The sequence below is a fragment of the Ureibacillus acetophenoni genome (assembly GCF_900220965.1).
GTDB lineage: Bacteria > Bacillota > Bacilli > Bacillales_A > Planococcaceae > Ureibacillus > Ureibacillus acetophenoni.
Genome location: NZ_OBQC01000009.1, coordinates 12,669 through 34,763 on the forward strand (window position 1 = coordinate 12,669; position 22,095 = coordinate 34,763).

General features: G+C 35.1%; 21 protein-coding genes. 17 read left to right on the forward strand and 4 right to left on the reverse strand.

The window, feature by feature from the left end; genetic code table 11:
- Nucleotides 1-167 precede the first annotated feature (167 nt).
- A complete protein-coding gene (locus CRO45_RS20350) occupies nt 168-290 on the forward strand; it encodes a hypothetical protein (RefSeq protein ID WP_268878133.1) in 123 nt (40 codons plus the stop codon).
- A 138-nt stretch (nt 291-428) separates the two neighbouring features.
- On the opposite strand, the gene CRO45_RS12210 is transcribed toward CRO45_RS20350, so the two are convergent.
- Nucleotides 429-914: a pyridoxamine 5'-phosphate oxidase family protein gene (locus tag CRO45_RS12210; protein ID WP_097149932.1), complete on the reverse strand. Its 486-nt coding sequence runs from the start codon at nt 912-914 to the stop codon at nt 429-431.
- A 417-nt stretch (nt 915-1,331) separates the two neighbouring features.
- Here CRO45_RS12210 and CRO45_RS12215 point away from each other — a divergent pair, with 417 nt between their 5' ends.
- The 4 genes from CRO45_RS12215 to CRO45_RS12230 all read left to right on the forward strand — a co-directional run bounded on the left by CRO45_RS12215 (nt 1,332) and on the right by CRO45_RS12230 (nt 5,043).
- Nucleotides 1,332-2,465, forward strand: a complete 1,134-nt coding sequence (locus CRO45_RS12215; protein ID WP_097149933.1) for an SEC-C metal-binding domain-containing protein — start codon at nt 1,332-1,334, stop codon at nt 2,463-2,465.
- A 113-nt stretch (nt 2,466-2,578) separates the two neighbouring features.
- Nucleotides 2,579-2,809 (forward strand): hypothetical protein, encoded by a 231-nt coding sequence (locus tag CRO45_RS12220; RefSeq protein WP_097149934.1) that lies wholly within the window; start codon nt 2,579-2,581, stop codon nt 2,807-2,809.
- Nucleotides 2,810-3,136: 327 nt separating this feature from the next.
- Entirely contained in the window at nt 3,137-3,856 is a 720-nt protein-coding gene (locus CRO45_RS12225; RefSeq protein WP_097149935.1) for a TraX family protein, read from the forward strand.
- Between the two features lie 11 nt (nt 3,857-3,867).
- Nucleotides 3,868-5,043 (forward strand): M15 family metallopeptidase, encoded by a 1,176-nt coding sequence (locus tag CRO45_RS12230; protein WP_097149936.1) that lies wholly within the window; start codon nt 3,868-3,870, stop codon nt 5,041-5,043.
- 627 nt (nt 5,044-5,670) lie between these two features.
- Here the strand turns inward: CRO45_RS12230 and CRO45_RS12235 are convergent.
- Both CRO45_RS12235 and CRO45_RS12240 read right to left on the reverse strand, forming a co-directional pair.
- Nucleotides 5,671-6,096, reverse strand: coding sequence for a hypothetical protein (locus CRO45_RS12235; protein ID WP_097149937.1), 426 nt, complete (start codon nt 6,094-6,096; stop codon nt 5,671-5,673).
- 27 nt (nt 6,097-6,123) lie between these two features.
- On the reverse strand, nt 6,124-7,278 hold the full coding sequence (locus CRO45_RS12240) for an amidohydrolase (RefSeq protein WP_408057147.1): 1,155 nt from the start codon (nt 7,276-7,278) through the stop codon (nt 6,124-6,126).
- Between the two features lie 251 nt (nt 7,279-7,529).
- Between CRO45_RS12240 and CRO45_RS12245 the strand changes: the two genes are divergently transcribed.
- The 10 genes from CRO45_RS12245 to CRO45_RS12295 all read left to right on the forward strand — a co-directional run bounded on the left by CRO45_RS12245 (nt 7,530) and on the right by CRO45_RS12295 (nt 18,189).
- Nucleotides 7,530-9,080 carry an ABC transporter substrate-binding protein gene (locus CRO45_RS12245; protein WP_235864586.1) on the forward strand — a complete coding sequence of 517 codons (1,551 nt, stop codon included), beginning with the start codon at nt 7,530-7,532 and terminating at the stop codon, nt 9,078-9,080.
- A 202-nt stretch (nt 9,081-9,282) separates the two neighbouring features.
- Nucleotides 9,283-10,236 carry an ABC transporter permease gene (locus tag CRO45_RS12250; RefSeq protein WP_097149940.1) on the forward strand — a complete coding sequence of 318 codons (954 nt, stop codon included), beginning with the start codon at nt 9,283-9,285 and terminating at the stop codon, nt 10,234-10,236.
- A gap of 15 nt (nt 10,237-10,251) precedes the next feature.
- Nucleotides 10,252-11,178 carry an ABC transporter permease gene (locus CRO45_RS12255; RefSeq protein WP_235864587.1) on the forward strand — a complete coding sequence of 309 codons (927 nt, stop codon included), beginning with the start codon at nt 10,252-10,254 and terminating at the stop codon, nt 11,176-11,178.
- On the forward strand, nt 11,151-12,161 hold the full coding sequence (locus CRO45_RS12260; protein ID WP_097149942.1) for an ABC transporter ATP-binding protein: 1,011 nt from the start codon (nt 11,151-11,153) through the stop codon (nt 12,159-12,161). Before CRO45_RS12255 ends, CRO45_RS12260 begins: the two co-directional genes overlap by 28 nt.
- On the forward strand, nt 12,151-13,146 hold the full coding sequence (locus CRO45_RS12265) for an ABC transporter ATP-binding protein (protein ID WP_097149943.1): 996 nt from the start codon (nt 12,151-12,153) through the stop codon (nt 13,144-13,146). The genes CRO45_RS12260 and CRO45_RS12265 overlap by 11 nt, the downstream gene beginning before the upstream one ends.
- A gap of 141 nt (nt 13,147-13,287) precedes the next feature.
- Nucleotides 13,288-14,202 (forward strand): LysR family transcriptional regulator, encoded by a 915-nt coding sequence (locus CRO45_RS12270; RefSeq protein WP_097149944.1) that lies wholly within the window; start codon nt 13,288-13,290, stop codon nt 14,200-14,202.
- Between the two features lie 42 nt (nt 14,203-14,244).
- Complete coding sequence (locus CRO45_RS12275) at nt 14,245-14,595, forward strand: thioredoxin domain-containing protein (RefSeq protein ID WP_097149945.1); 351 nt, start codon at nt 14,245-14,247, stop codon at nt 14,593-14,595.
- A gap of 132 nt (nt 14,596-14,727) precedes the next feature.
- Nucleotides 14,728-15,861, forward strand: coding sequence for a DUF418 domain-containing protein (locus CRO45_RS12280; RefSeq protein ID WP_097149946.1), 1,134 nt, complete (start codon nt 14,728-14,730; stop codon nt 15,859-15,861).
- Between the two features lie 721 nt (nt 15,862-16,582).
- Nucleotides 16,583-17,020 carry a helix-turn-helix domain-containing protein gene (locus CRO45_RS12290; protein WP_097149948.1) on the forward strand — a complete coding sequence of 146 codons (438 nt, stop codon included), beginning with the start codon at nt 16,583-16,585 and terminating at the stop codon, nt 17,018-17,020.
- Nucleotides 17,017-18,189, forward strand: coding sequence for a macrolide family glycosyltransferase (locus CRO45_RS12295; RefSeq protein WP_097149949.1), 1,173 nt, complete (start codon nt 17,017-17,019; stop codon nt 18,187-18,189). The genes CRO45_RS12290 and CRO45_RS12295 overlap by 4 nt, the downstream gene beginning before the upstream one ends.
- 251 nt (nt 18,190-18,440) lie before the next feature.
- Here the strand turns inward: CRO45_RS12295 and CRO45_RS12300 are convergent, their stop codons facing one another.
- Nucleotides 18,441-19,772: a glycosyl hydrolase family 18 protein gene (locus CRO45_RS12300; RefSeq protein ID WP_097149950.1), complete on the reverse strand. Its 1,332-nt coding sequence runs from the start codon at nt 19,770-19,772 to the stop codon at nt 18,441-18,443.
- Nucleotides 19,773-19,904: 132 nt separating this feature from the next.
- Between CRO45_RS12300 and CRO45_RS12305 the strand changes: the two genes are divergently transcribed.
- Both CRO45_RS12305 and CRO45_RS12310 read left to right on the forward strand, forming a co-directional pair.
- A complete protein-coding gene (locus tag CRO45_RS12305; RefSeq protein ID WP_097149951.1) occupies nt 19,905-20,612 on the forward strand; it encodes a S1 family peptidase in 708 nt (235 codons plus the stop codon).
- 234 nt (nt 20,613-20,846) lie between these two features.
- Nucleotides 20,847-22,034: a D-alanyl-D-alanine carboxypeptidase family protein gene (locus CRO45_RS12310; RefSeq protein WP_097149952.1), complete on the forward strand. Its 1,188-nt coding sequence runs from the start codon at nt 20,847-20,849 to the stop codon at nt 22,032-22,034.
- Nucleotides 22,035-22,095: the final 61 nt, after the last annotated feature.

Genomic DNA, 22,095 nt, shown 5'->3' on the forward strand with positions numbered 1-22,095 from the left:
TCTTGTATATCATTGCAACAAAGATTTCCCAATTACACAGTTGTTGGATTTAAAATAAATGAGGTCTGCTCTAAAAAAGAGCAGACCCGTTTTTGTATACCCGCTATGATATAATAAAAAGTAAATCAGATATGTTAGACTCTGATGATTAATAGGAGGTACAAACCATGTCAAAATTGATGAAGATTGCAAAACTACTTAATAATCCTAAAGTGAGAAAAGCGATTATAGAAAAAGGTGTACCTCTAATAAAGAATGAAATTGAAAAGAGAAAAAATAAAACGAAGTAATTGTCTTTGTTCGATGGAAAATCACGCAATCAGACACGTTTCTGAAATAAGGAAAATATCATTGAAATGCAACTTCTTGCATTATCATAACTCAACATAAAAAATGGATTGTCTATAACGGGACAATCCATTATCTTTTTAATTTAGTTCTAACGTTTCATTAATGTCTGTCGATTGAGAACTTTGCCCTGTCATGCGTTTGTAGAAATAAGCAACCTTTTTAATGAGATTTCCTGATTCCCAATATTCGGCTGCTTCTACTTTTACCTTTATTAAAATAACGTTAGGATCATCATAAGAAGTTTGCATGATATTATCGTACACTTTACTCCACAGTTCCTTTTTCTTTCCTAAATCTTCAACAATTTCAGCTCTTCCTCGTACGGATACATAAGATTTACCTACATAGGCTACGTTGACATGTTGATCATGTTGTATTTCATCATACTTATCCGTATCTTTTTTAGTGAAAAACCATAAGTCACCATCAAACTCTACTTCTTGTGTTTTCATAGGACGAGATACAAGCCCTTCATCAGTAGCAGTCGTCAACATAGCTATGTCTATATCTTTAATTAAGTCTCTTAATGTTTCAATTTCTTCTTGATTCATCATGTTAGACAAATTCACCTCTTTCAAATTTATACTACCCTCTAAAAAAGCATTTATTCAGGTGTATAGGAATATTCAAAAGTGGCATTCCAATGTAGTCCAAACATTTGAAATATATGTTCATAATAACTTTTTAGACTTTCTAGAACAGGCAAAGCTGATTAAAAGTTTTGCTGGTTATGAAACTAAGAGGAGTTAAAGATTCGGCTGCTTCTCACAAACGTAAAATTTTCTTCCCATGTATCTATCTTCCCAATATGTTCATGAAACAATGAGTTAAGTTTCACCAGCACATTGATACCTTATTCAAACCTACGAATTATACTATGATACAATGGAAATTAAATATAAGATTAGAATGAGACTAGTAATTGAGAGTTGCTTTGACTGTTATTGTCAGAGGTGAACTCTATGTAAAAGAGGGGTAAAATGGTAGTAGATAATAAAAGTAATAAGAGTAAGTTCGTAGGAATTACCTCAATAGCAGATGGATTATCCACATTAAAAGTCGCAGAACTTCAAGACATCAGGAGAAAACTAAAAATAAAAAATGTAAGTTCTTTAAAAAAGGCAGAGTTGATACAATATTTGGCAGAGGCAATTCCATTCCATCTTAAAAACATTATCAGATTGTACGATGAACGTCGTTTATTTTTAATAAAAAGCATGATTGCCAACAAAGGTATGATTACCGTAAAAAATTTAGAAATCGAGGAGTTAGAGTATTTCCGAAAAACAGGCTTTACATTTATGAGTTATTCGAATGGTAATCAGGCCATTATAATTCCTTTAGACCTAATGCACACTTTCGAGGAAATTGTTCGTGACGAAACGGTGCTTTATGATATTAAGCGAAACACAGAATGGATCAAGATCACCCGTGGTTTACTCTATTATTATGGAGTAGTGCCGCAAGATAAATTAGTTGATTTAGTTGAAAAATATGCACCCATTCACCCTTATTACCTTGATTTCAATCAAGTTATTTTTGATGCGATGGATTACAACCAAGAAATTAACTTTGACAGGTACGGTTTTTCCTTCTGGGAAGTGTTGGAGCCATTAAACATCTTAGAGGAGCAGGCATCTAGAAAGGGTATTGATTACTACCCATTCACAAAAGAACAGCTTCTTGAAGCAGGTGAAACGGATTTTGTAGAGCACCCAAAGGGGTATTCCCAACTATTAGCGCTTTTTACTAAGGAGTATGGGATGTCTAAGCAAGAGGCAACGGAGCTTATTGAGGAATGTGTTTTGCAAGTGAAATTAGGCAATTTACCTAGTCAGCTTCTTCAATATTTACAAACTCAACTGACATTCGAAAGCTTAGAAGCTGTGCAAAGACTAGTGGATGCTTTGATTATTCTAATGAATAATACACGGGAATGGTACTTAAAAGGGTACACATCCTTAGAATTATCCTTACAAGATAAGAAGGGGTTAAGCTCTTTATCCAATAAAAAAGGAGAGGTGATTCACCTTCATACTCTTCAAAAGGTTGGTAGAAATGAACCTTGTCCATGTGGTAGTGGGAAAAAATATAAGAAATGTTGCGGAAACTGAATGTTAGAAAAGCAATAAAATGAAAAAAATTAATGGGAAGATAAAGAAATTATACAGATTTCGAGATTGTAAATTTTCCTCACAATATATCCTAAAAAAGGAGATTCAGAGTTGTGGCAAAAAGTAATTCACAGGATTGGGTAGAGGCTAAAAAAAGATGCAGACTGAATGATACTGATATACAAATGGCTAAGAGGTTAGGGATGACACCAAAGAGTTTAATAAAAAATATCCCCACACCTAATCAACAGTGGAAAGCCCCCGTAAAAGTGTGGATTCGTGATTTATATGAAGAAAAGTTCAATCGGGATAAGGTGACAGGTTCCTCGTCTAAGCCATTTTAGACTTAATAGGGACAAACCTATCCCACTTGGGAATTCCTACCGCTATAAAAAACGGGTTTTGGTAGGTGAATCAGCTATCACTATCGATGACGGTACAAACCCCACTTCTTTAGAGGTGGGAGTAGTCAGCTCTTTCATATTTATACTACCCTCTATAAAAACATTTCCTCAGTAGTATCGGATTACTCAAAAGTTGCTTCCAATAAGTACTCCAGCGAAATTTAAATATTTTTTCATAATAACATTTTAGACTCTTTAAAACAGGGAACACTAATAGAAAGTTTTACTCGTTATGAAAAAAATATTTAAGAGGAGTTAGAGGATTCGATGCTGCTCACAAACGCAAATGTAGTACAAAGAGAGATGACTTCTAACCAATTAAAATACATTGCGATTATTCTCATGTTTTTCGACCACCTATTTGCCGTTTTTATTGACCAAAGTAGTTTGGAAGGTGCGCTATCACGTATACCTGGAAGGATCGTAGCACCGATTATGTGTTATTTAATTGCTGAGGGATTCTTTTATACATCTAATGTCAATAAATACATTAAACGTTTACTAATCTTCTCTGCAATTTCTCATTTTCCATACGTCCTCTACTTTGGTATTCCATGGTGGAAAGGCACGAGTGTCTTTTGGTCGTTAGCTTTAGGGTTAATCGCATTAGCAGTGGTAAAAGGTACCAAGTATCCAGTTTACGTAAAAGTACTAGCGGTAATTGCGTGTTGTATATTGGCTGTTCCTGCTGATTGGTATTATATTGGCGTATTATGGATTCTGTTTTTTGGACTATTTAGGGGAGATATCGTAAAGCAATTGATAAGCTTTGCTGTGATAGGTGTCCTCTTCCATGTTACCCATAGGATATACGATTTTGGTTGGTTATGGCTCAATCAATTAGGAATGTTTTTAGCTGTCCCATTACTACTATTGTATAAAGGAAAACAAGGTAAGAAATCCAAAATTTTAAAATGGGGATTCTATATCTTTTATCCGTTGCATCTATTATTATTATATTATATCTATATAATAATTTACGCATAACGGGAGGGTATATGACAAGATTACTTCGTCGAAAAAATGCTATATTATTTCCACTTCTGTTGGCATTGATTTCACTAGTAACAGCCTGTTCAAACTCTACTAACGTAGAGGATATGGAAGATTCAAAAAGTGTATCAGAAAGTCCCGAAGATAAAATCCCGACTACTGTACAAATCCCACCTCCAACACCTGAGCATTACGTAGGAGATTTGGAATTGCCAGTAATAGGTGCGACAGGATTTACATCTGTACAGTTAGAGTTAAAGGAAGCTGCAAGTCTAGAGTCTGAAACAGTGCAGCTACTTGATGCAGGAACTGCTTTCGAGATTTTGCAGGAAGATGGCGACTGGTGGTTCATACAAAATGAAAAGTCAACTGGATGGGTACTACATAAATATTGCTTTATCAATTTACCTGATGTAATCCCGTCCATTATTTATGATAATACAAATACTTATTCTGCTAAATATGTGTCTTCAGGAAAATCAATCCCAAATATAACAGGGGAACAGCTTTACCAAGGAAAAACGTTTAACAAGAGACTTGGAAAAGAAGAATTCATCGTTCCTGTTTTATATTCAATGTCGAAAAAAATCCATTTCGCACAGCAATACGCATTAGCAGATGGTAATTCTTTGCTCATTTATGAGGGGTATCGTCCTTTTTCAGCACAACAAGCTATTGTAAATGAATTAACGAAATTAGCTGCGGCAGATTTCGAAGTTGCTGCTGGTATAAGTTCCTCTCCATGGTCGATCGATTGGTTTATCGCAACAAACGTTTCGAATCATCAAGTTGGTTATGCAATTGATGTAAGTTTGGCAAAAGTTCACTCAAAAGAGGTCATCGTCATTGGAAATTACGCGGTTAATGAAATCACCGATTATACCGAGTATACGATGCCTACACCAATTCACGAACTGAGCTTGGCATCGGCTACATTCGAGAAACCTGTAACGGCAGTTTCTGCGACGGCTTGGCGGGGTAATCAATTAGCTGACAATATGAACGAAGCCGCAATCAATTTACAAACTTACAATACTAAAGCAGGACTCACACCTTTAGCGTCCGAATGGTGGCACTTTAACGATTTAGATGCGTTAAATGAAGTGAAGGATAATAGTAGTGATGGAGGGTATGTTTTAACGAAAGTTTATAGTGTAGTACCTCCTAGCAAAAATAATTAAGAGTAACGAAGAAACCAATTTGAGAAATCAAGTTGGTTTCTTTTTGTAATTGACCGGAATACGCAAATAGGCGACCGGAAATCGCAAGTAAGCACCCGAAAATCGCAAATAAAGTACCAGAATTCGCAAGTAACTGAGAAATCGCAAATAGGCCTCCGGATATCGCAAATAAAGTATCGGGATTCGCAAGTAAGCACCCGAAAATCGCAAATAAAACACCAGAATTCGCAAGTAAATCAGGAAACGCAAATAGGCCTCCGGATATCGCAAATAAAGTATCGGGATTCGCAAGTAAGCACCCGAAAATCGCAAATAAAGTACCAGAACTCGCAAGTAACTGAGAAATCGCAAATAGGCCTCCGGATATCGCAAATAAAGTATCGGGATTCGCAAGTAAGCACCCGAAAATCGCAAATAAAACACCAGAATACGCAAGTAAATCAGGAAACGCAAATAGGCCTCCGGATATCGCAAATAGGGTACCGGAAATCGCAAATAAAGTACAGAGATTAGCAAATAAGCACCCGAAAATCGCAAATAAAATACCAGAATTCGCAAGTAAATCAGAAAATAAAAACTCCCCCTTACCAACGTGAAATTGGTAAGGGGGAGTTTTTGTTTATGAATTCACCCAACCGTAATATTCACTTTCACTTTCGATTCATTTCGCTCGATTTCTTGGATATTCCAATTTCCAGAAATGAATTGTTTAATGCCAGCTAATTGCTCATCCGAAATTTCTAAGTTAAGGTATCCGTTTTCTACTTGCTCATAGTCACTTTCGGTAATTTGGAATTTTAATCTCATCAGGTTTTTCAGTCCATTTCTTGTAACGAAACTAACTTTATAACCTTCTCCAATAATGGATTTAAATGCTTCTTCGTCCTCAGCAAGTTCTATTAGTCTTTCAAACTTAAAGTCTTTAGAAAACACTTTCCACGTATCCACATCTTTATTAAGTGTTTTTTGTATTAATTCCTCATTTGATACTCCGTTACTTCGAACTGTTTCAATGATAAATGCATCCATTAAATTGATTGTATTTAATGTCATGTTGGGTCCTCCTATCGCTGTAGGCTACTATTTCTTATTTGTTAACTGTTCAATTGCTTTTTCTGCTAAGTCTGCAAAGTATTTTGCACTTGGTAGAATGGCCGATTCATCTAATGTGAATTTTGGATGGTGCAATCCATAGGAACCTGAAACTCCGATGTTCACAAATGCTCCTTTGATAGTTTGTTGATAAGAAGCAAAATCTTCTCCGCCTGCAGATGGTTCTGTTTCATATATATTATAACCATGTTCTTCGGCAAGTGCTTTTACAAATTCCGTCCATTGTTCATCGTTGTTTACAGAAGGGGGACCAGGATGCCAGATTAATTCAGCTTCAGCGCCATAACTGTAAGCAGCCCCTTTAATAATGCGTTCCATTTTTTCAGGGATACTTTTACGAATATCTTCATTAAAAGTACGTACTGTTCCTTCTAAATAAGCCGTATCCGGGATGACATTCCATGTGCTTCCACTGCTAATGTGGGTAACGCTTATTACAACCTCATCGTTGTATTTCAGTTGTCGACTGACGATATTTTGCAAACTAGATACAATTTCACTTGCAATAATAATAGGGTCAATCCCCTCGTAAGGTCTCGCCGCATGGGCACCTTTACCTTTGATATTAATTTCAAATCGATCAACACCAGCAGATGTAATTCCAGCTTTTGTACCAAATGTTCCAAGTTCAGTAAATGGATTGTTATGTAATCCGAAAATCGCCTCAACATCTTCTAAAACTCCAGTTTCAATAATGCTTTCAGCTCCGTGGCCAGTCTCTTCCGCAGGTTGAAAAATGACTTTTACTGTTCCTTTTAATTGGGATTCCTGTTGTTTCAATAAATATGCAGCACCTAGAATAACCGCTGTGTGAAAATCGTGCCCACAAGCATGCATCACACCAGGTGTTTGTGATTTAAATGGAAGATCTGTTTCTTCATGAATTGGTAGAGCGTCAATATCTGCACGAATGGCAATAATAGGTCCGGGTTGTTGTCCGGAAATTTCTGCAACAACCCCTGTTTTTAATGGTAAATCTAATACACGAATTCCTGCTTCATTTAACCAATTTTTTATTTTTTTCGTTGTTATTACTTCTTCATTAGAAAGTTCAGGTTCTTGGTGAAGGTTTCTTCTAACATCGATTAAGTGTTCTTCCAATGACGAATCGGTTTTTAAAATTGTATTTAATAACATCAAATCACCTCTATATAATAAATAAAATCAATTTTTCTAGTAATTATATTAATAATAGTAGAATACTCGGAATTCAACAAAAGCACAAGCGAGGGTAAATTTAAAAATACTAATCACACAATTTAGTTTTCCTAATTTTACAAAAATGAGGGGGAAAGGTATCATGGTTTCATATTTGATTAAACCTATTGTTATGGTAGGTTTAAAAATTAATCAAGATGAAGGAGAAGTTTTCAGTGAAAAAGTTAAGTTGGTTATTATTTACAATGATATTAATGTTAATGATTGCTGGATGTAGCAGTAATGAAGCAAGTAATAATGGCTCTTCCACATCAAATGATGAAGATAAAGAAACACAAGAAGGTGGAGTACTAAACGTTGCAATTTCAAGCGAACCGCCAACATTAGATGTCCATATTAACGGTAGTTCTGTTCTAAAAGATGTTGGTCGAAATATTTATGAAAACTTAGTTACGTTTGATGAAAGTGGAAACATAGTACCGGATTTAGCAGAAAGTTTTGAAGTGAGTGAAGATGGATTAACTTATTCTTTCAAATTAAGAGAGGGTATTAAATTCCATAATGGAAAAGAATTAACTGCAGATGATGTTGTTGCCTCTTTAAATCGTTGGATTAAATTATCTAGCCCAGGAAAAACAAATTTCCAAGGATCAGAGTTTGTAAAAGTAGATGATTATAATGTTGAATTACATATTCCATCACCAAATATTAATACTCCAGCGCTACTAGCAGATCCAATTCCTGCAGCTGCTATTTATCCTAAAGAGGTTGTAGAAAGTGCTGAAGATACAGGCGTAAAAGAATATATTGGTACAGGTCCATTTAAGTTAAAAGAATGGAAGCAAAATCAATCGATTACAGTAGAAAGATTTGAAGATTACTCTTCTGAAGGTAGAGGAATTGCAAAAGAACCAAAACTAGACGAGATTGTCTTTAGTTTTATTACTGACGAGTCTACGCGAATTTCAGGTTTATCAACTGGACAATTCCATGTTTCGAATATTTCTAGCGATAATGTTCAACAAATTGAAGGTTTACCAGATGTATCAACTGAATTGTCACCAGGTGGATTTATGGGGCTATTCTACAACAATCTTGAAGGTATTTCTACTGATCTTAATTTTAGAAAAGCCGTTAATGCGGCATTGAATATGGATGATATTCTTATTGCTTCATATGGTAATCCAGAATTCTATGAGCTTACATCTTCAATTGTAAATCCGCAATATCCTAATTATTACAGTGAAGCAGGTAAAGAAGAATATAACCAAAACGACCCTGAAAAGGCGAAAGAGTATTTAGCGCAATCTAATTATAACGGTGAAGAAATCATTTTATTAACTTCTCGTGATAACCAAGATCAATACAATTCAGCTGTAGTGATCCAACAACAACTTGAAGCAATTGGTATTAAAACGAAGTTAGAAGTATATGATTGGGCAACATTCCAAGAAAAATGGGCAGATCCAGCTGCATGGGATATATTAACGGTTGCTTGGGCATCACGTTCAACTATTTTCCAAGGATTCTGGGGATCAGACGGTCAACCGGTTGAAGAAAGCGTAAAATATTTAGATAAAATTAAAGCAGCTCCTTCTGTAGAAGAAGCGAGAACAGCAATTGATGAAACTCAAAGTTATGTTTGGGACCAACTACCATTTACAGTTCTTGGACATAGAAAACAAGTGAATGCAATTTCTAACAAAATTGCGGGTTATCAGTATAATTTAGGACCAGTCTATTACAACATTAGTTTAACAAAATAATATTTAACTTCTTACTTAGCCAACAAAAGGCATATTTTATGTGATTTTTAGATTACAAACTTTATATGTGAGAACGTGACGGAAACTACCAATCAGTGGGGAGGAAATTACGTCGTCAAATCTTCGGTAGTAATTGCCCATCATGATTAGACGATATCCCCACTATTGGATGTTTCATTTTATAAGAGAGAGGATTTGTACAATGGCTGGCTACATTATTAGAAGACTATTTTCCTTAATACCTGTATTAGCTGTAGTGGCGATTGTTGTATTTTTAATCATCCATATAACGCCTGGAGATCCAGCAGCAATGATATTAGGAGAAGGGGCAAGTCCTGAACAGATTGAAGAACTAAGACACGAGATGGGGCTTGACCAACCGATTGTTACCCAATTCTTTTTATGGTTAACGAATGTTTTTAAAGGAGACTTTGGTGACTCTTATTTTCTTGGAAAGTCAGTACTACAAGCCTTTTGGGAAAATTTAGGGCCAACAGTTTCGTTAGCGATTCTAGCCCAAATTATAGGTGTTACATTAGCTTTAGTTTTCGGAATTATCGCAGCTAGATACAGAGGCACTAGATTAGATGAATTAGTAATGGGAGGAAGTCTATTTGGCATTTCCGTTCCAAGTTTTTTACTTGGTTCCATACTTATATTACTATTTTCAGTTCAATTGAAGATTTTCCCGGTTTCAGGATATCAACCTCTAAGTGAAGGTTTAGGCGAACATTTGAAATACTTAATTTTGCCTGGTATTACTCTCGGAATTATGCAAGCAGCACTTATTACGCGGATGACTCGATCATCATTACTAGATGTCTTGTCGGAGAACTTTATTAAAACTGCAAAAGCAAAAGGTCTAAAAGAAAAGTCCATATTGTTAGGACATGCCTTACGAGTTGCGTTTCTACCTATTTTAACTGTAATTGGAGAATCTTTTGGTGGATTAGTAACTGGAGCAGCTGTTACAGAGGCTCTATTCAATATACCAGGATTGGGGCAGTTGATTATATCTGGTATTAGCAGACGCGATTATCCTCTTCTCCAAGGATCAATCCTATTAATAACGGTCGTGTATGTATTGATTAATTTAATCGTCGATTTGTTATACGCAGTTATAGATCCACGTGTAAGAAATTCTTATCGATCTTAGAAAGGAGGTTGGATTGTGACTAAAGAAGTAAAGGTTGAGTATTCAACTCAAGTTAAAAGTAAAAAGGAAAAGTCAGAAAAGTGGATTCGACTTACTTCGAATCGATTGTTAGTTACAGGTTCAATCATCCTTCTTTTTGTCCTACTGATTGGAATTTTTGCGCCAATATTAGCTCCTTATGATGTATTAGAAATGAATCCGCAAAACCGATTTGTTCCACCTAGTGTTGATCATTTGTTCGGGACGGATAATTTTGGTAGAGATATTTTTAGCCGAGTGATGCACGGGGTTAGACTATCTTTAGTTATCGGCTTTTTTGTAACATTATTCTCGACGATTATCGGTTTAATTGTCGGTTTGTTAGCCGCTTACAATAAAATATTGGACCATATTTTAATGCGAATTTGTGATGGACTTTTTGCCTTTCCATCTATTTTATTAGCAATTGCTATTACAGCTGCCTTAGGTCCAAAAACAATCAACGTTGTTATTGCTTTAGTCCTTGTTTTCATCCCGTCAGTTGCAAGGATTGTCCGTTCACAGGCTTTAGTTGTAAAGGAGAAAACATTTATTGAATCATTAAGAGCGCAAGGTGCTAATCCGTTTCGTATTCTGTTTCTACATATAGCACCAAACGTAATGTCACCTTTAATCGTTCAAGTTACATATATTTTCGCAGTTACGATACTTACAGAAGCATCTCTAAGTTTCCTTGGGGCAGGGGTTCCAGCTCCAGAGCCAAGCTTAGGAAACTTGCTTTATGACGGTAAACTTTCAATTTATGTAGCATGGTGGATGACTGTGTTCCCTGGTATATTTATCGTTCTAATTATTTTAGGATTAAATCTTTTTGGTGATGGTTTACGAGACTTCTTAGATCCTAAAGCAAAACAATTGAAAAAGAGGGGAATTATATGGAAAAGGAAAAACAACCGTTACTAAAAATTAACAACTTAAAAACCACCTTTTCCACGTATAAAGGTGAACTTTCCGCTGTTGATGGGGTTTCACTAGAGTTAAATGAGGGGGAAATTCTAGGAATTGTAGGTGAATCGGGTTGTGGAAAAAGTGTAACAGCAGAATCCATCCTACAATTATTAGATGAAAATACGACAACTTACGATGGGGAGATTATCTTTAACGGTAAAAATCTTCTTAAAAGTTCAAATAGGGAGTTAGAAGAAATTCGAGGAAATGAGATTTCGATGATTTTCCAAGATCCCATGTCTTCACTTAACCCGGTAATAACAATAGGTAAGCAAATTGCAGAGTCAGTTAGGATTCACCAAAAGCTATCAAAAAAGGAATCTATGAAAAAAGCAGTTGAGTTATTACGGTTAACAGGAATTCCTTCACCTGAACAAAGAGTAAAGGAATATCCCCATGAAATATCAGGTGGAATGAGACAAAGAGTGATGATTGCAATGGCTCTATCTTGCCAACCTAAATTGTTAATTGCCGATGAACCTACAACAGCATTAGATGTAACGATACAAGAGCAAATTCTTAAGTTAATGTTACAGTTTCAAAAGGAATTAAATATGGGAATTGTCTTAATTACTCACGATTTCGGTGTTGTAGCTAATTACTGTACAAAGGTTGCTGTCATGTACTTAGGTCAAGTCATTGAAGAAACAGATGTAAAGAGTCTATTTTCTAGACCACTACATCCATATACAGTTGGTTTAATTAATTCAGTTCCACAACTTGACGGAGATCGATCTAAAGAATTAGCTACTATAAAAGGTGTTGTCCCATCTTTAACTCAAATTCCAAAAGGTTGTCGTTTTGCACCACGTTGTCCTTTAGCTACAGAAAAATGTCTTGAAGAAATGCCAAACTTAGAAAGTGCAAAAGAAAATCATCAAGTAAGATGTTGGCATTACGAAAAGGTTTTAGAAGGAGAGCTGCAATATGTCAACTAGTACAATGAAAAGTGTAGGACAGCCATTATTAGAGGTCCGTAATCTAAAAAAGCACTACGCAGTAAGAAATTCCCTTGGGAAAACAACAGGTTATGTACGAGCAATTAATGATATTTCCTTTACGATTTATGAGGGAGAAACTTATGGATTAGTTGGAGAGTCAGGGTGTGGAAAAAGTACGACTGGTAGGACATTGTTAAGATTAGTAGAACCAACAAGTGGGGAAGCTCAATTTAACGGAAATAATATTTTTGACTTAAATAGAAAAGAATTACGTGGAATTCGAAAAGATCTTCAAATGATTTTTCAAGATCCTCATACTTCTTTAGATCCAAAGAGAAAAGTTGGTTATTCCATTGAAGAGTCTTTAATTATTAACGGAGTGAAATCAAAAGAAGAAAGAAAACGACTTGTAACAGAAATGTTAGTTAAGTTAGGTTTTAACGAAAATGATTATAATCGTTTTCCACATGAATTTTCTGGAGGACAAAGACAAAGGATTGGTATTGCACGTTCTTTAATTTTAAATCCGAAATTAATTATTTGTGATGAACCTGTTTCAGCATTAGATGTTTCTATACAAGCTCAGATTATTAATCTATTAAAAGATTTACAGAAGCAATTAACTCTATCATATTTATTTATTTCACATGATTTAAGTGTAGTTAGACATATTGCTGACCGAATTGGTGTGATGTATTTAGGGAATTTGGTTGAACAAGGTACGACTGAAGAAATTTTCTCAAATCCATTACATCCATATACGAAAGGACTTTTATCTGCAGTTCCAGTGATCAATGAGTCTAGTGAAAGAGAAAAAATTGAGATCACGGGAGAAATACCTTCGCCAATTAACCCACCTAGTGGCTGTGTGTTTCGAACGAGATGCCCATTTGCTTTTGAGCGATGTTCACAAGAATCACCGGCTGAGATTCATGTTGGTGAACATAGATCAGTGAAATGTCATTTGTATGACCATAAGTAAAACTACTTATGGTTCTTGTTTTATAAGAAATCCTTCTAAACTACTTGGGATAATTGGGATAGTGTGCTAAGATAAATGAAATATATTAACTTACAGATTATTTAGAAATTATTCCATAAGTAAAGTGGGTGAGATTATAACGTGGAAATAAGAGCGATTAAAACGTTTATAACAGTGATTAAACATGGTAGTTTTAAAAAAGCGTCGGAAGTATTAAATTATTCGCAACCTACTGTTACATTGCATATTAAAAGTTTGGAAGATCATCTAGGAAAAGAGTTAATCGTTAGAGGTAAAACGATTAAACTAACTGAAGCAGGTCATGTGTTTTATAAGCGGGCAAAGTCTTTACTTAAAGAATATGAAAGACTAGAACAAACAATGGATGGTTTAGGTAATGGAAACGAGGGGTATATTCGCATAGGTGTTTCTGAACCAATAGCAAGTTTAGAGTTTCCGAAAATTATATCTCAATTTTTACAGAAACATCCAAATATAGAATATAAAATTGAGATTTCAGATTCGGATACCCTTAGCAAGATGCTTGACCAAAACCAGATCGATTTTGCGGTATGTGACGAACCAGAAAAGAAAGTGAATAATCATTTTCAACCTTTGTTTGAAGAAAGAATAGTATTATTAGTGCCAAAGTTTCATAGATTCGGAACAAGAAATTCAGTTAGATTAAATGAATTAGAAAATGAACTTTTCATATTCACTTCTCAAAATTACCCGTTAGAAATAAAAGTAGAAAACGAAATTAAGCAAGCAACCGGAAAAAAATATAAAAAACTTATTATTAATGATATTTTAGCTCAAAAACATTATGTGAATGAAGGGTTAGGGATTGCTTTCTTACCTAGCGGCGCAAAAGATCACCTAATTCCTGATCTAAAAAAAGTAGAAATAGAAGACTTAAAGACAAAGCTCGTTATAGGACTATTAATGAAGGAAGAAGTAGATTCCTTTGGCTGCGCAACGAAACAATTACTATCATTAATAATGAATTACTTTACATATAAAAAGGATCATGAACAGTTACAAGTTAATAGATGATCTGGCTTGATGGTTAAATACATAAAAAGAAGGGTGAGAGTTATGAGTACTACTTATGAAGAGATTGTAAATAGTTTTGAGAAAATTGATTCCACAGAGGCGTTAGAATTAATTAAAAGCGATGCTGAGGCTGTTATTTATGTTGGCAAGGAGGTTTGTCCGTATTGCCAAAAGTTTGTAGTAAAACTTATAAAAGTTGCCGAAGAAACGAATACACATATTTATCATGTGAATAGTGTGGAAGAATCGGATTTGGAAGGGATTACTGCATTTCGAAACGAATACAATATCCCAACGGTTCCTGGGTTCATCTATACAAATGGTAACACAGTGAACGTGAAATGCGATTCATCGATGTCTGAAGAAGACATTAAAGCTTTTATAAATAAATAATCCACTGGCAAAGCGACATGTACTGTGTACGGTCGCTTTTTAGATTAGATGAAAACCTAGCTAGTTGAACTTATACAAAAGTTTCCCAATTTTGTTATCCTTAGTAGTAGGTAATGGGAAAGGAGATGCAGAATGCAGAAAAGAATAGAATTAGTAGATGCTCTTAGAGGGTTTTCATTATTAGGTATTTTAATAGCTAATATGTTGTACTTTCAATACGATCAACTTATATATGATGATTTTCATCTTACAAATTGGTGGGAAACAATAGCCTATTATTTCACTAAAATCTTTGTAGAGGGATCATTCTTTCCGATTTTTGGATTTATCTTTGGTTATAGCATCATTTTATTTGTCAGATCATTAGAAAATCGTGAATTGAGTACAAAAGGTCCATTATTTAGACGTGCGATTGGGTTAATAATTTTAGGTTTCATACATATTGTTTTTATTTGGGATGGAGACATATTAATAATTTATGGTTCAGGGTTACTAATCTTAATGTACTTTATAAAGCGAGAAGTGAAAACGATGTTCATATGGGCGATTGTTTTATTCGTTTGTACGATGCCGTTTTTATTAATGAAATCTGATAATCTATCATTAATCTTGCCGAATTCAGAAGCTATGATAGAGGTTCTGAAAAATGGAACATATTTTGAAGTTATAAACAATCGTGTTGGTTTAGAAATGGACATTTCATTTATAACATTAATGATTGTATTGTGTTTCGTGGTTGTTTTTTTAACAATTATATCGTTTTTAGTGATAGGTCCCTTTGTATTAATAGGGATGGCTGCAGCAAAGATCGACTTCTTTAAAAATATTGAAGAAAAAATAGGGTTGTTAAAACGACTAACTTTACTGATTCCAGCTGGACTAGTTTGTAAGGCATTTATCGAGTCGGAAATATTTGGTGGGAAGATATTATATAATTTAGGCTCAACTATGCTGGCAATTGGCTTTATCGCTGCTTTTGCAGTAGCCTTTATTTCAATGAAACAAAGCAAGCTAACACAAGCCTTTGCTCACCTTGGTCGTCTATCGTTAACTAGTTATTTAATGCAGTCGATTATATGTACAACGATCTTCTATGGCTATGGTTTTGGATTGTTCGGGAAAGTAGGAGTATTTCTTGGCCTTGTGTTAGCGGTTATTATCTACGTGCTACAGCTATTTGTAGCAAATTGGTACGGGCAGCGTTACTCGAAGGGACCGGCGGAGTGGTTGTTACGTAAGTTTGTTTACTTGAGCGAGCGACGATAGGGAAATCAAAATGCCGCAGGATCTTCAAGCGAAGCGACTAATGTAGTTCCACTACTAGTTTTTGATGTTTATAGAGAGTTGATTTTAGGATTGGCGAAATAGATAGATATTTAGGGTGAGAGATCGAAAGTGATTTTTCACCCTATTTTTATGTATTGAACGAAAAAATTGGTAAAAAGAGGATGCCGATTAATCGGCGAATCAAATATTTGAAACTGGGAGCGGATCTAATTTGAGTAATGTGCATTAGTAAAATAACGGGAGAATTTACCGTTATTTATAGAATCAGGACTTTTTTAGGGAAAATAGGAGTAGATTTTCCTCTTATTTTAAGAAAGTCACCTCATTTAAGCCCTTTTTTAGCAAATAAGGGTAATTCCTCCCTCTATTTAAGCGGTTTTTCGGACTTTTTACTAAATAGGGGTAAATTCTCCCCTTATTCATTCGATGAGTGAAATTCTGAGACCACAGGTAGATGGAAATGCCACACAGTATAAAACTTTCGCTTATATTTGCTTTTTTAACCGGAAATTTTACGATAGACGGAAATTTCCCGCTTAAATTTCGGAAGTCTCCCATCCACGTTACCTCTTGAAGTCTTTTTTCTCGATTCCCTCGACTAATTATTGGTATGCCACAATCTTTAACATTTTGTGTAACGGAAAGTTGATAGAACTACCTATAAATCGCATATATAATGACTAGTAAGGAGATGAAAAATATGATTGGTATGAATATTCGTGTTTTACGTAAAAGGCATAAACTGAGTCAAGAACAATTGGCTGAGAAGGTAGACGTTTCACGGCAGACGATTGCAAAGTGGGAAAATGGAGAAGCATTACCGGATATTTATAAATGTAAGAAACTTAGTGAAATTTTTAAAGTAACTGTCGACCAATTATCAAGCAATTTGGATGAAGATGAAGTAAAACATCTCCAACCTAGAGGAAAGCAGTTTTTTGGTGTGGTGAAGGTAGGAGAGCGCGGTCAGATTGTGATCCCAAAACAAGCGCGGGACAACTATGGAATTCATGCAGGTGATAAATTAGTTGTCTTGGGCGACGATGCAACGAAAGGAATTGCCGTTTTAAAAGCGGAAGGCTTCTTAGAATTTGCAGAGATGATTCGAAATGCTGAGCTAAAGGATGAGAGCGAATGAGTAAAATTGTATTTTTTTCAATACCCGCCCACGGTCATACAAACCCTACCATACCAGTTGTAGAGGAATTAACAAAACGAGGGCATGAAGTTTGGTATTATTCTTTTACTGAATTCCTGCAAAAAATAGAAGATGCAGGTGCGACCTTTATTGCTTGTGATGAGTATTTACCGAACATTTCACAAGAGGAAATCGATCAGAAAGCAGGTAAAGATTTTGCTGCATTGATTGAAATGGCTGCAGATACAACGATTGCGTTAGACGAGAAGGTGTGTAAAGAATTAAAGGAAATACAACCCGACTGCATCGTTACAGACTCATTATGTTTTTGGGGGAAATTATTTGCTATTAAACTAGGCATTCCATATATTTCTTCAACTACATCCTTTGCTTTTAATAAGCACACAGTAAAGTTAATGAAGCAAAGTTTCATGGAAATTTGGAGAATGATTGTGGGCATGCCAAGGATTAATAAAAAAATAAAACTCTTAAATGAGCATGGTTATCGTGTAAAGAATTTTGTATCGTTAATTGAAAACGATAATGAAACAGATACAATTGTATATACTTCAAAGGAATTCCAGCCAATGGCAGAAACATTTTCAAACCACTATGCATTTGTTGGACCATCCATTAGACAAACCTCACCAATTCAAAAAAATCATAATTCGAGAAAATTAATCTATATTTCTCTTGGAACGGTACTTAATCAAAATAAGGATTTTTATCAAAACTGTATTAAAGCATTTGCAAATACAGATTATGAGGTAGTGATGTCAGTGGGCGAAAAAACGGACATTTCATCTCTTGGACCCATTCCGGAAAATATGATAGTGAAAAACAGAGTAGACCAAATCGCTATTTTACAGAAGGCCGATGTATTTATTACCCATTGTGGGATGAATAGCACAAACGAAAGTCTCTATTTTGGAGTGCCAATGGTGATGTTTCCACAACATGGCGAACAAAAAATGGTAGCCAATCGAGTTTCGGAGCTTGGAGCTGGTACAAGTCTGAAAAAACAAAATCCTAAAATGTTAGCAACAGCAGTAGCAGAAGTGATTGCAAATCCATTATATAAAGAAAATGCACAGAAACTATCCGAAAGTTTTAGAAAAGCTGGTGGGGCAAAAGAGGCAGCCAATGTTATCCTAAATAAACTCTCATAAAAGGACCGTAATTGGTTCTTTTTTAAATAGAAAAATAACGGGAAAATTTCCCGTTATCTATTGAATTAAGCCTATTTTAGGGAATATAAGAGTAAATTTTCCTCTTATTTTAAGAAAATCACCTCATTTTCGCTTCTTTTAAGCAAATAAGGGTAAATTCTCCCTCTATTTAGGCGATTTTTCGGACTTTTTACTAAATAGGGGGAATTTCTCCTCTTATTAATTTTCCGAACCTTTTTCAGCACCGTAACTCACTTTATCACATTAAATTCTTCCAAAATCAAATCCTCCGTCTGTGGCATGGTAATCCCTAAGTGCCAACATCCGATTCCGCCCAACCCGTATTCGTGGACTAGTCGTATTTTCGCGAGGAGGCTGCGCGGATCTTCAAACCACACTTCATGTAAAATTCCTTCTTCATCAACATAACGAAACCACGGTGTAGAGGCTACTTCATCATAGTATATTTCACTTTGGTAACGTGTATATAAATCAATTGCATGCTGTGTGGAATAAGCTGTACCTATTCGCTCATCCTCTGTTATTGTCCAATCATATGCGTATTGTGGGATTCCAAGCATTAATTTTGAACTAGGAACAACAGATACAGCGTAGTCTAATGTCCTCCGCACTTTATCTATAGGTGATATTGGACCAGATGGACCACCTGGCCAATGCCAATTATAGGTCATTAAAAACATTCGATCTACGTATTGGCCGAGAGTTTTATAATCATATGCACTTGAGTAATCCGGTACATAATCACCTTGTTTTGGAGGTACAGCTATCATTACTTCCATACCCTTTGGATGCAGTCTTTCGGTTAACTCTTTAATAAATTGATTTAGATTTTCTCTATCTTCTATTGGAACTAATTCAAAGTCGACAACTATACCTTTGTAATCATGACTGTCCAAAAGGGAATAAATATTCTCGATAAGTTTTTTCCGGATTGAAGGGTTGCTCATAATTTGGTGCGTTAAGTCAGCATCAAATCCTACTTCACTTAAATTCGTTAACGTAGCATATGGTGGAATATTTTTCTTCCAAGCCAATGTATGTGCTTCATTTTCTTCTAATAGGATGAGGTTTCCGTACGGATCCGGACGATATTCAAACACGAAAATACTTGAGAGAGTATCTTGGTAATGATCTAACATCCAAGCATTGGTGTTTTTGTCTTTAGGTACGAAATAAGTACCAGCCCATACATTTGCCTTTTGAGGGGAAGGAATCTCCAATTTTTGCCCCGGATGAATAACTCTACTCGTTAACTGATTGTGGCTCATTAATGTTTCCTCATTAGTAACATGACGGTTCGCAATTTCCCAAATACTATCTTTAGGTTGAACGATATAAGTAGAACCAGGAATCAATATAGCTTGACCAAGTACGAGGTGAGCATTTTCATCTAATCCATTTAATTTCGCAAGATCATTTACAGTAATTCCGTACTGTTTCGCTATTTCCGATAGTCTGTCTCCAGCTTTAACTTCATGAATGACTTGCGCGTTTGAAATCGTTGATAATGTTAAGAGAAAGGTAAAACAAATAACCATCATAGCCAAACACTTTTTATACATTCGAACCCACCCCAATTCATTCTCATGATTAGTATGAGTAGTTTCTCCCCTAAAAACCAAGTGTGAAAGCAGAAATTACATTATTTCATATACTATTAATTCAGGAGGCGACGATTTTTTAGGAGGTTTGAAATGGATTTTACGAAGCAATTCGATAAAATAAAGGGCTCAGTTGTGAATATTTGTGTTCTTAATAATACAGAAGAGAAGAAAATACTTTCGTCCGGAACGGGTGTATTAATTGGCGATGGTACTAAAATTATTACGTGTTCACACTGCATTAAACCTAAATTTGTAAATACTGCGAGATTTTCTGGGCAAGGTAGCGCTCAAAAATGTAAAGTAATTTTTAATGATCCTAAAATAGATATTGCGATTTTGGATGTGGGCAAGTCAATTGGAAAAGGGGTAAACTTAAGGGATTCTTCGACTGTAAAAATTGGGCAGGAGGCGTTTGTTGTTGGATTTCCTCTAAATATAAAAAAGATAACTGCCCTTTCAGCAAATATCGCTGGTTTTGAATCGTTAAATGAATTTGAATTAATTAGACTGGATTCATCTATTAATTACGGTAATTCAGGTGGTCCCTTATTTAATGAGAATGGAGAATTAGTCGGCATTGTGAATGCAAAACATGGACCGCTTTCTTACATTTTGACAGAACTTCAACAAGCAAAGCCAAAAGATAATGAATTAAAGGATAATGATAATCTTGTGGAACTTATTTTAGTATTGATTAATCAAATGCAAAGAAATTTGAATCTTGGTATTGGGTATGCAATCCCTATAAATATTGTTGGAAAAAATGTAGAATTTGTAAATTCATTAATTCAAAAATAAGACTAGAAACTCATGAACGTCAAAATCCTCTAGCGATTTTGGCGTTTTATTTCTTATAAATGAAGACCTGAATTTTTACAGAAATCCTTTAAATCATGGTCTGAAATGTTTAATTATCATATTTCAATAATTACAAAAAGAATAAGTTATGGTGAATTCCCTAAACCTTTTTACTTTCTTCATATACAATAAAAAAGGTATATTCTTTATACATGTATTATTGGGAGAGGGAATATGAGAAAAATTATTTTACTAATGATCACTTTAATAGTGATCAATTCATTCATAACATTAAAAACCTACGCTCAAGATGAGCCATCTTCACCAAAATTGATAAGTGAAGCGGCAATTGTATTAGAAGCAAATAGTGGACAAGTGTTATATGAAAAAAATGCTAAACAGCAAATGTATCCGGCAAGCTTAACGAAAATTGCTACAGCTATCTATGCGATTGAAAAGGGTAATTTAAATGATGTCGTGACTGTCAGTGACAATGCTAGAAATGTAGACGGAACTAGAGTGTATTTAGAAGAAGGGGAAAAAGTTTCGTTGGAAAAGCTTGTTCAAGGACTTTTAATTAACTCTGGCAATGATGCGGGAGTTGCGATTGCAGAGCACATGAGCGGGAACGTCGAAAAATTTGGAATCGAATTAAATCGTTATTTGGGAAAAGTTATTGGTGTGCGAGACACACATTTTGTGAACCCACATGGTCTATTTGATGCAGAACATACTACAACAGCCAAAGATTTAGCAAAAATCACTCAATACGCTATGAAAAATGAAACTTTCAGAAATATCTTTGGAGCGAAAGAATTTGTCTGGAATGGTGAGGCGTGGGACACAACACTCATCACTCATCATAAGATCCTTAAAGGCGAATTTCCATATGAAGGCGTTACTGGTGGGAAAACTGGTTACGTCAACGAATCTGGGTTTACTTTAGCTACAACAGCTGAAAAAGATAATTTGAGCTTAATTGTCATTACTTTAAATAGTTATTATGAAGAACAATCCTATCAGGACACACTCAAGCTGTTAGACTTTAGCTTTGAAAATTTCACAACCACTTCTGTAGAGGAAGGCACAACATTTACGGTTGGTAATGAAGAATTTATAAACAATGAAGCACTGACTACTACAGCCATTGTAAATGATAAAATTGTTCAAAAAATAGAAAGTGACGGGAAATTGAATCTAGTGAATCAAGAAGGAATAGTAGTTGCTTCTTATCAACTGGAGAAAATAAATACAGGGGAAATAAATACCGGTGAAATAAATCATTCCGTTGAACTGGCAAACTCGTCAAATAATGAAGTTGATAAAATGATGGCCTTCGATACAAAAGTTTTTAGTTTCATAATAGTATTAATTGCATCCGTTGGTATTGTATTTCATTTGAAACGGAAATATGGAGTTTAATTTAAATATAGTTAGCCTCGATTCTTGTTGAATCGAGGCTGTTTCACTTAAAATGAAACGT

Bases quoted from the DNA above. Each gene is read 5' to 3' on its own strand.
- CRO45_RS12225 (WP_097149935.1), top strand. From the start codon at position 3,137: ATGCTGCTCACAAACGCAAATGTAGTACAAAGAGAGATGACTTCTAAC.
- CRO45_RS12290 (WP_097149948.1), top strand. From the start codon at position 16,583: ATGATTGGTATGAATATTCGTGTTTTACGTAAAAGGCATAAACTGAGT.
- CRO45_RS12230 (WP_097149936.1), top strand. From the start codon at position 3,868: ATGACAAGATTACTTCGTCGAAAAAATGCTATATTATTTCCACTTCTG.
- CRO45_RS12250 (WP_097149940.1), top strand. From the start codon at position 9,283: ATGGCTGGCTACATTATTAGAAGACTATTTTCCTTAATACCTGTATTA.
- CRO45_RS12235 (WP_097149937.1), bottom strand. From the start codon at position 6,096: ATGACATTAAATACAATCAATTTAATGGATGCATTTATCATTGAAACA.
- CRO45_RS12295 (WP_097149949.1), top strand. From the start codon at position 17,017: ATGAGTAAAATTGTATTTTTTTCAATACCCGCCCACGGTCATACAAAC.
- CRO45_RS12280 (WP_097149946.1), top strand. From the start codon at position 14,728: ATGCAGAAAAGAATAGAATTAGTAGATGCTCTTAGAGGGTTTTCATTA.
- CRO45_RS20350 (WP_268878133.1), top strand. From the start codon at position 168: ATGTCAAAATTGATGAAGATTGCAAAACTACTTAATAATCCTAAAGTG.
- CRO45_RS12300 (WP_097149950.1), bottom strand. From the start codon at position 19,772: ATGTATAAAAAGTGTTTGGCTATGATGGTTATTTGTTTTACCTTTCTC.
- CRO45_RS12305 (WP_097149951.1), top strand. From the start codon at position 19,905: ATGGATTTTACGAAGCAATTCGATAAAATAAAGGGCTCAGTTGTGAAT.
- CRO45_RS12260 (WP_097149942.1), top strand. From the start codon at position 11,151: ATGGAAAAGGAAAAACAACCGTTACTAAAAATTAACAACTTAAAAACC.
- CRO45_RS12275 (WP_097149945.1), top strand. From the start codon at position 14,245: ATGAGTACTACTTATGAAGAGATTGTAAATAGTTTTGAGAAAATTGAT.
- CRO45_RS12310 (WP_097149952.1), top strand. From the start codon at position 20,847: ATGAGAAAAATTATTTTACTAATGATCACTTTAATAGTGATCAATTCA.
- CRO45_RS12215 (WP_097149933.1), top strand. From the start codon at position 1,332: ATGGTAGTAGATAATAAAAGTAATAAGAGTAAGTTCGTAGGAATTACC.
- CRO45_RS12265 (WP_097149943.1), top strand. From the start codon at position 12,151: ATGTCAACTAGTACAATGAAAAGTGTAGGACAGCCATTATTAGAGGTC.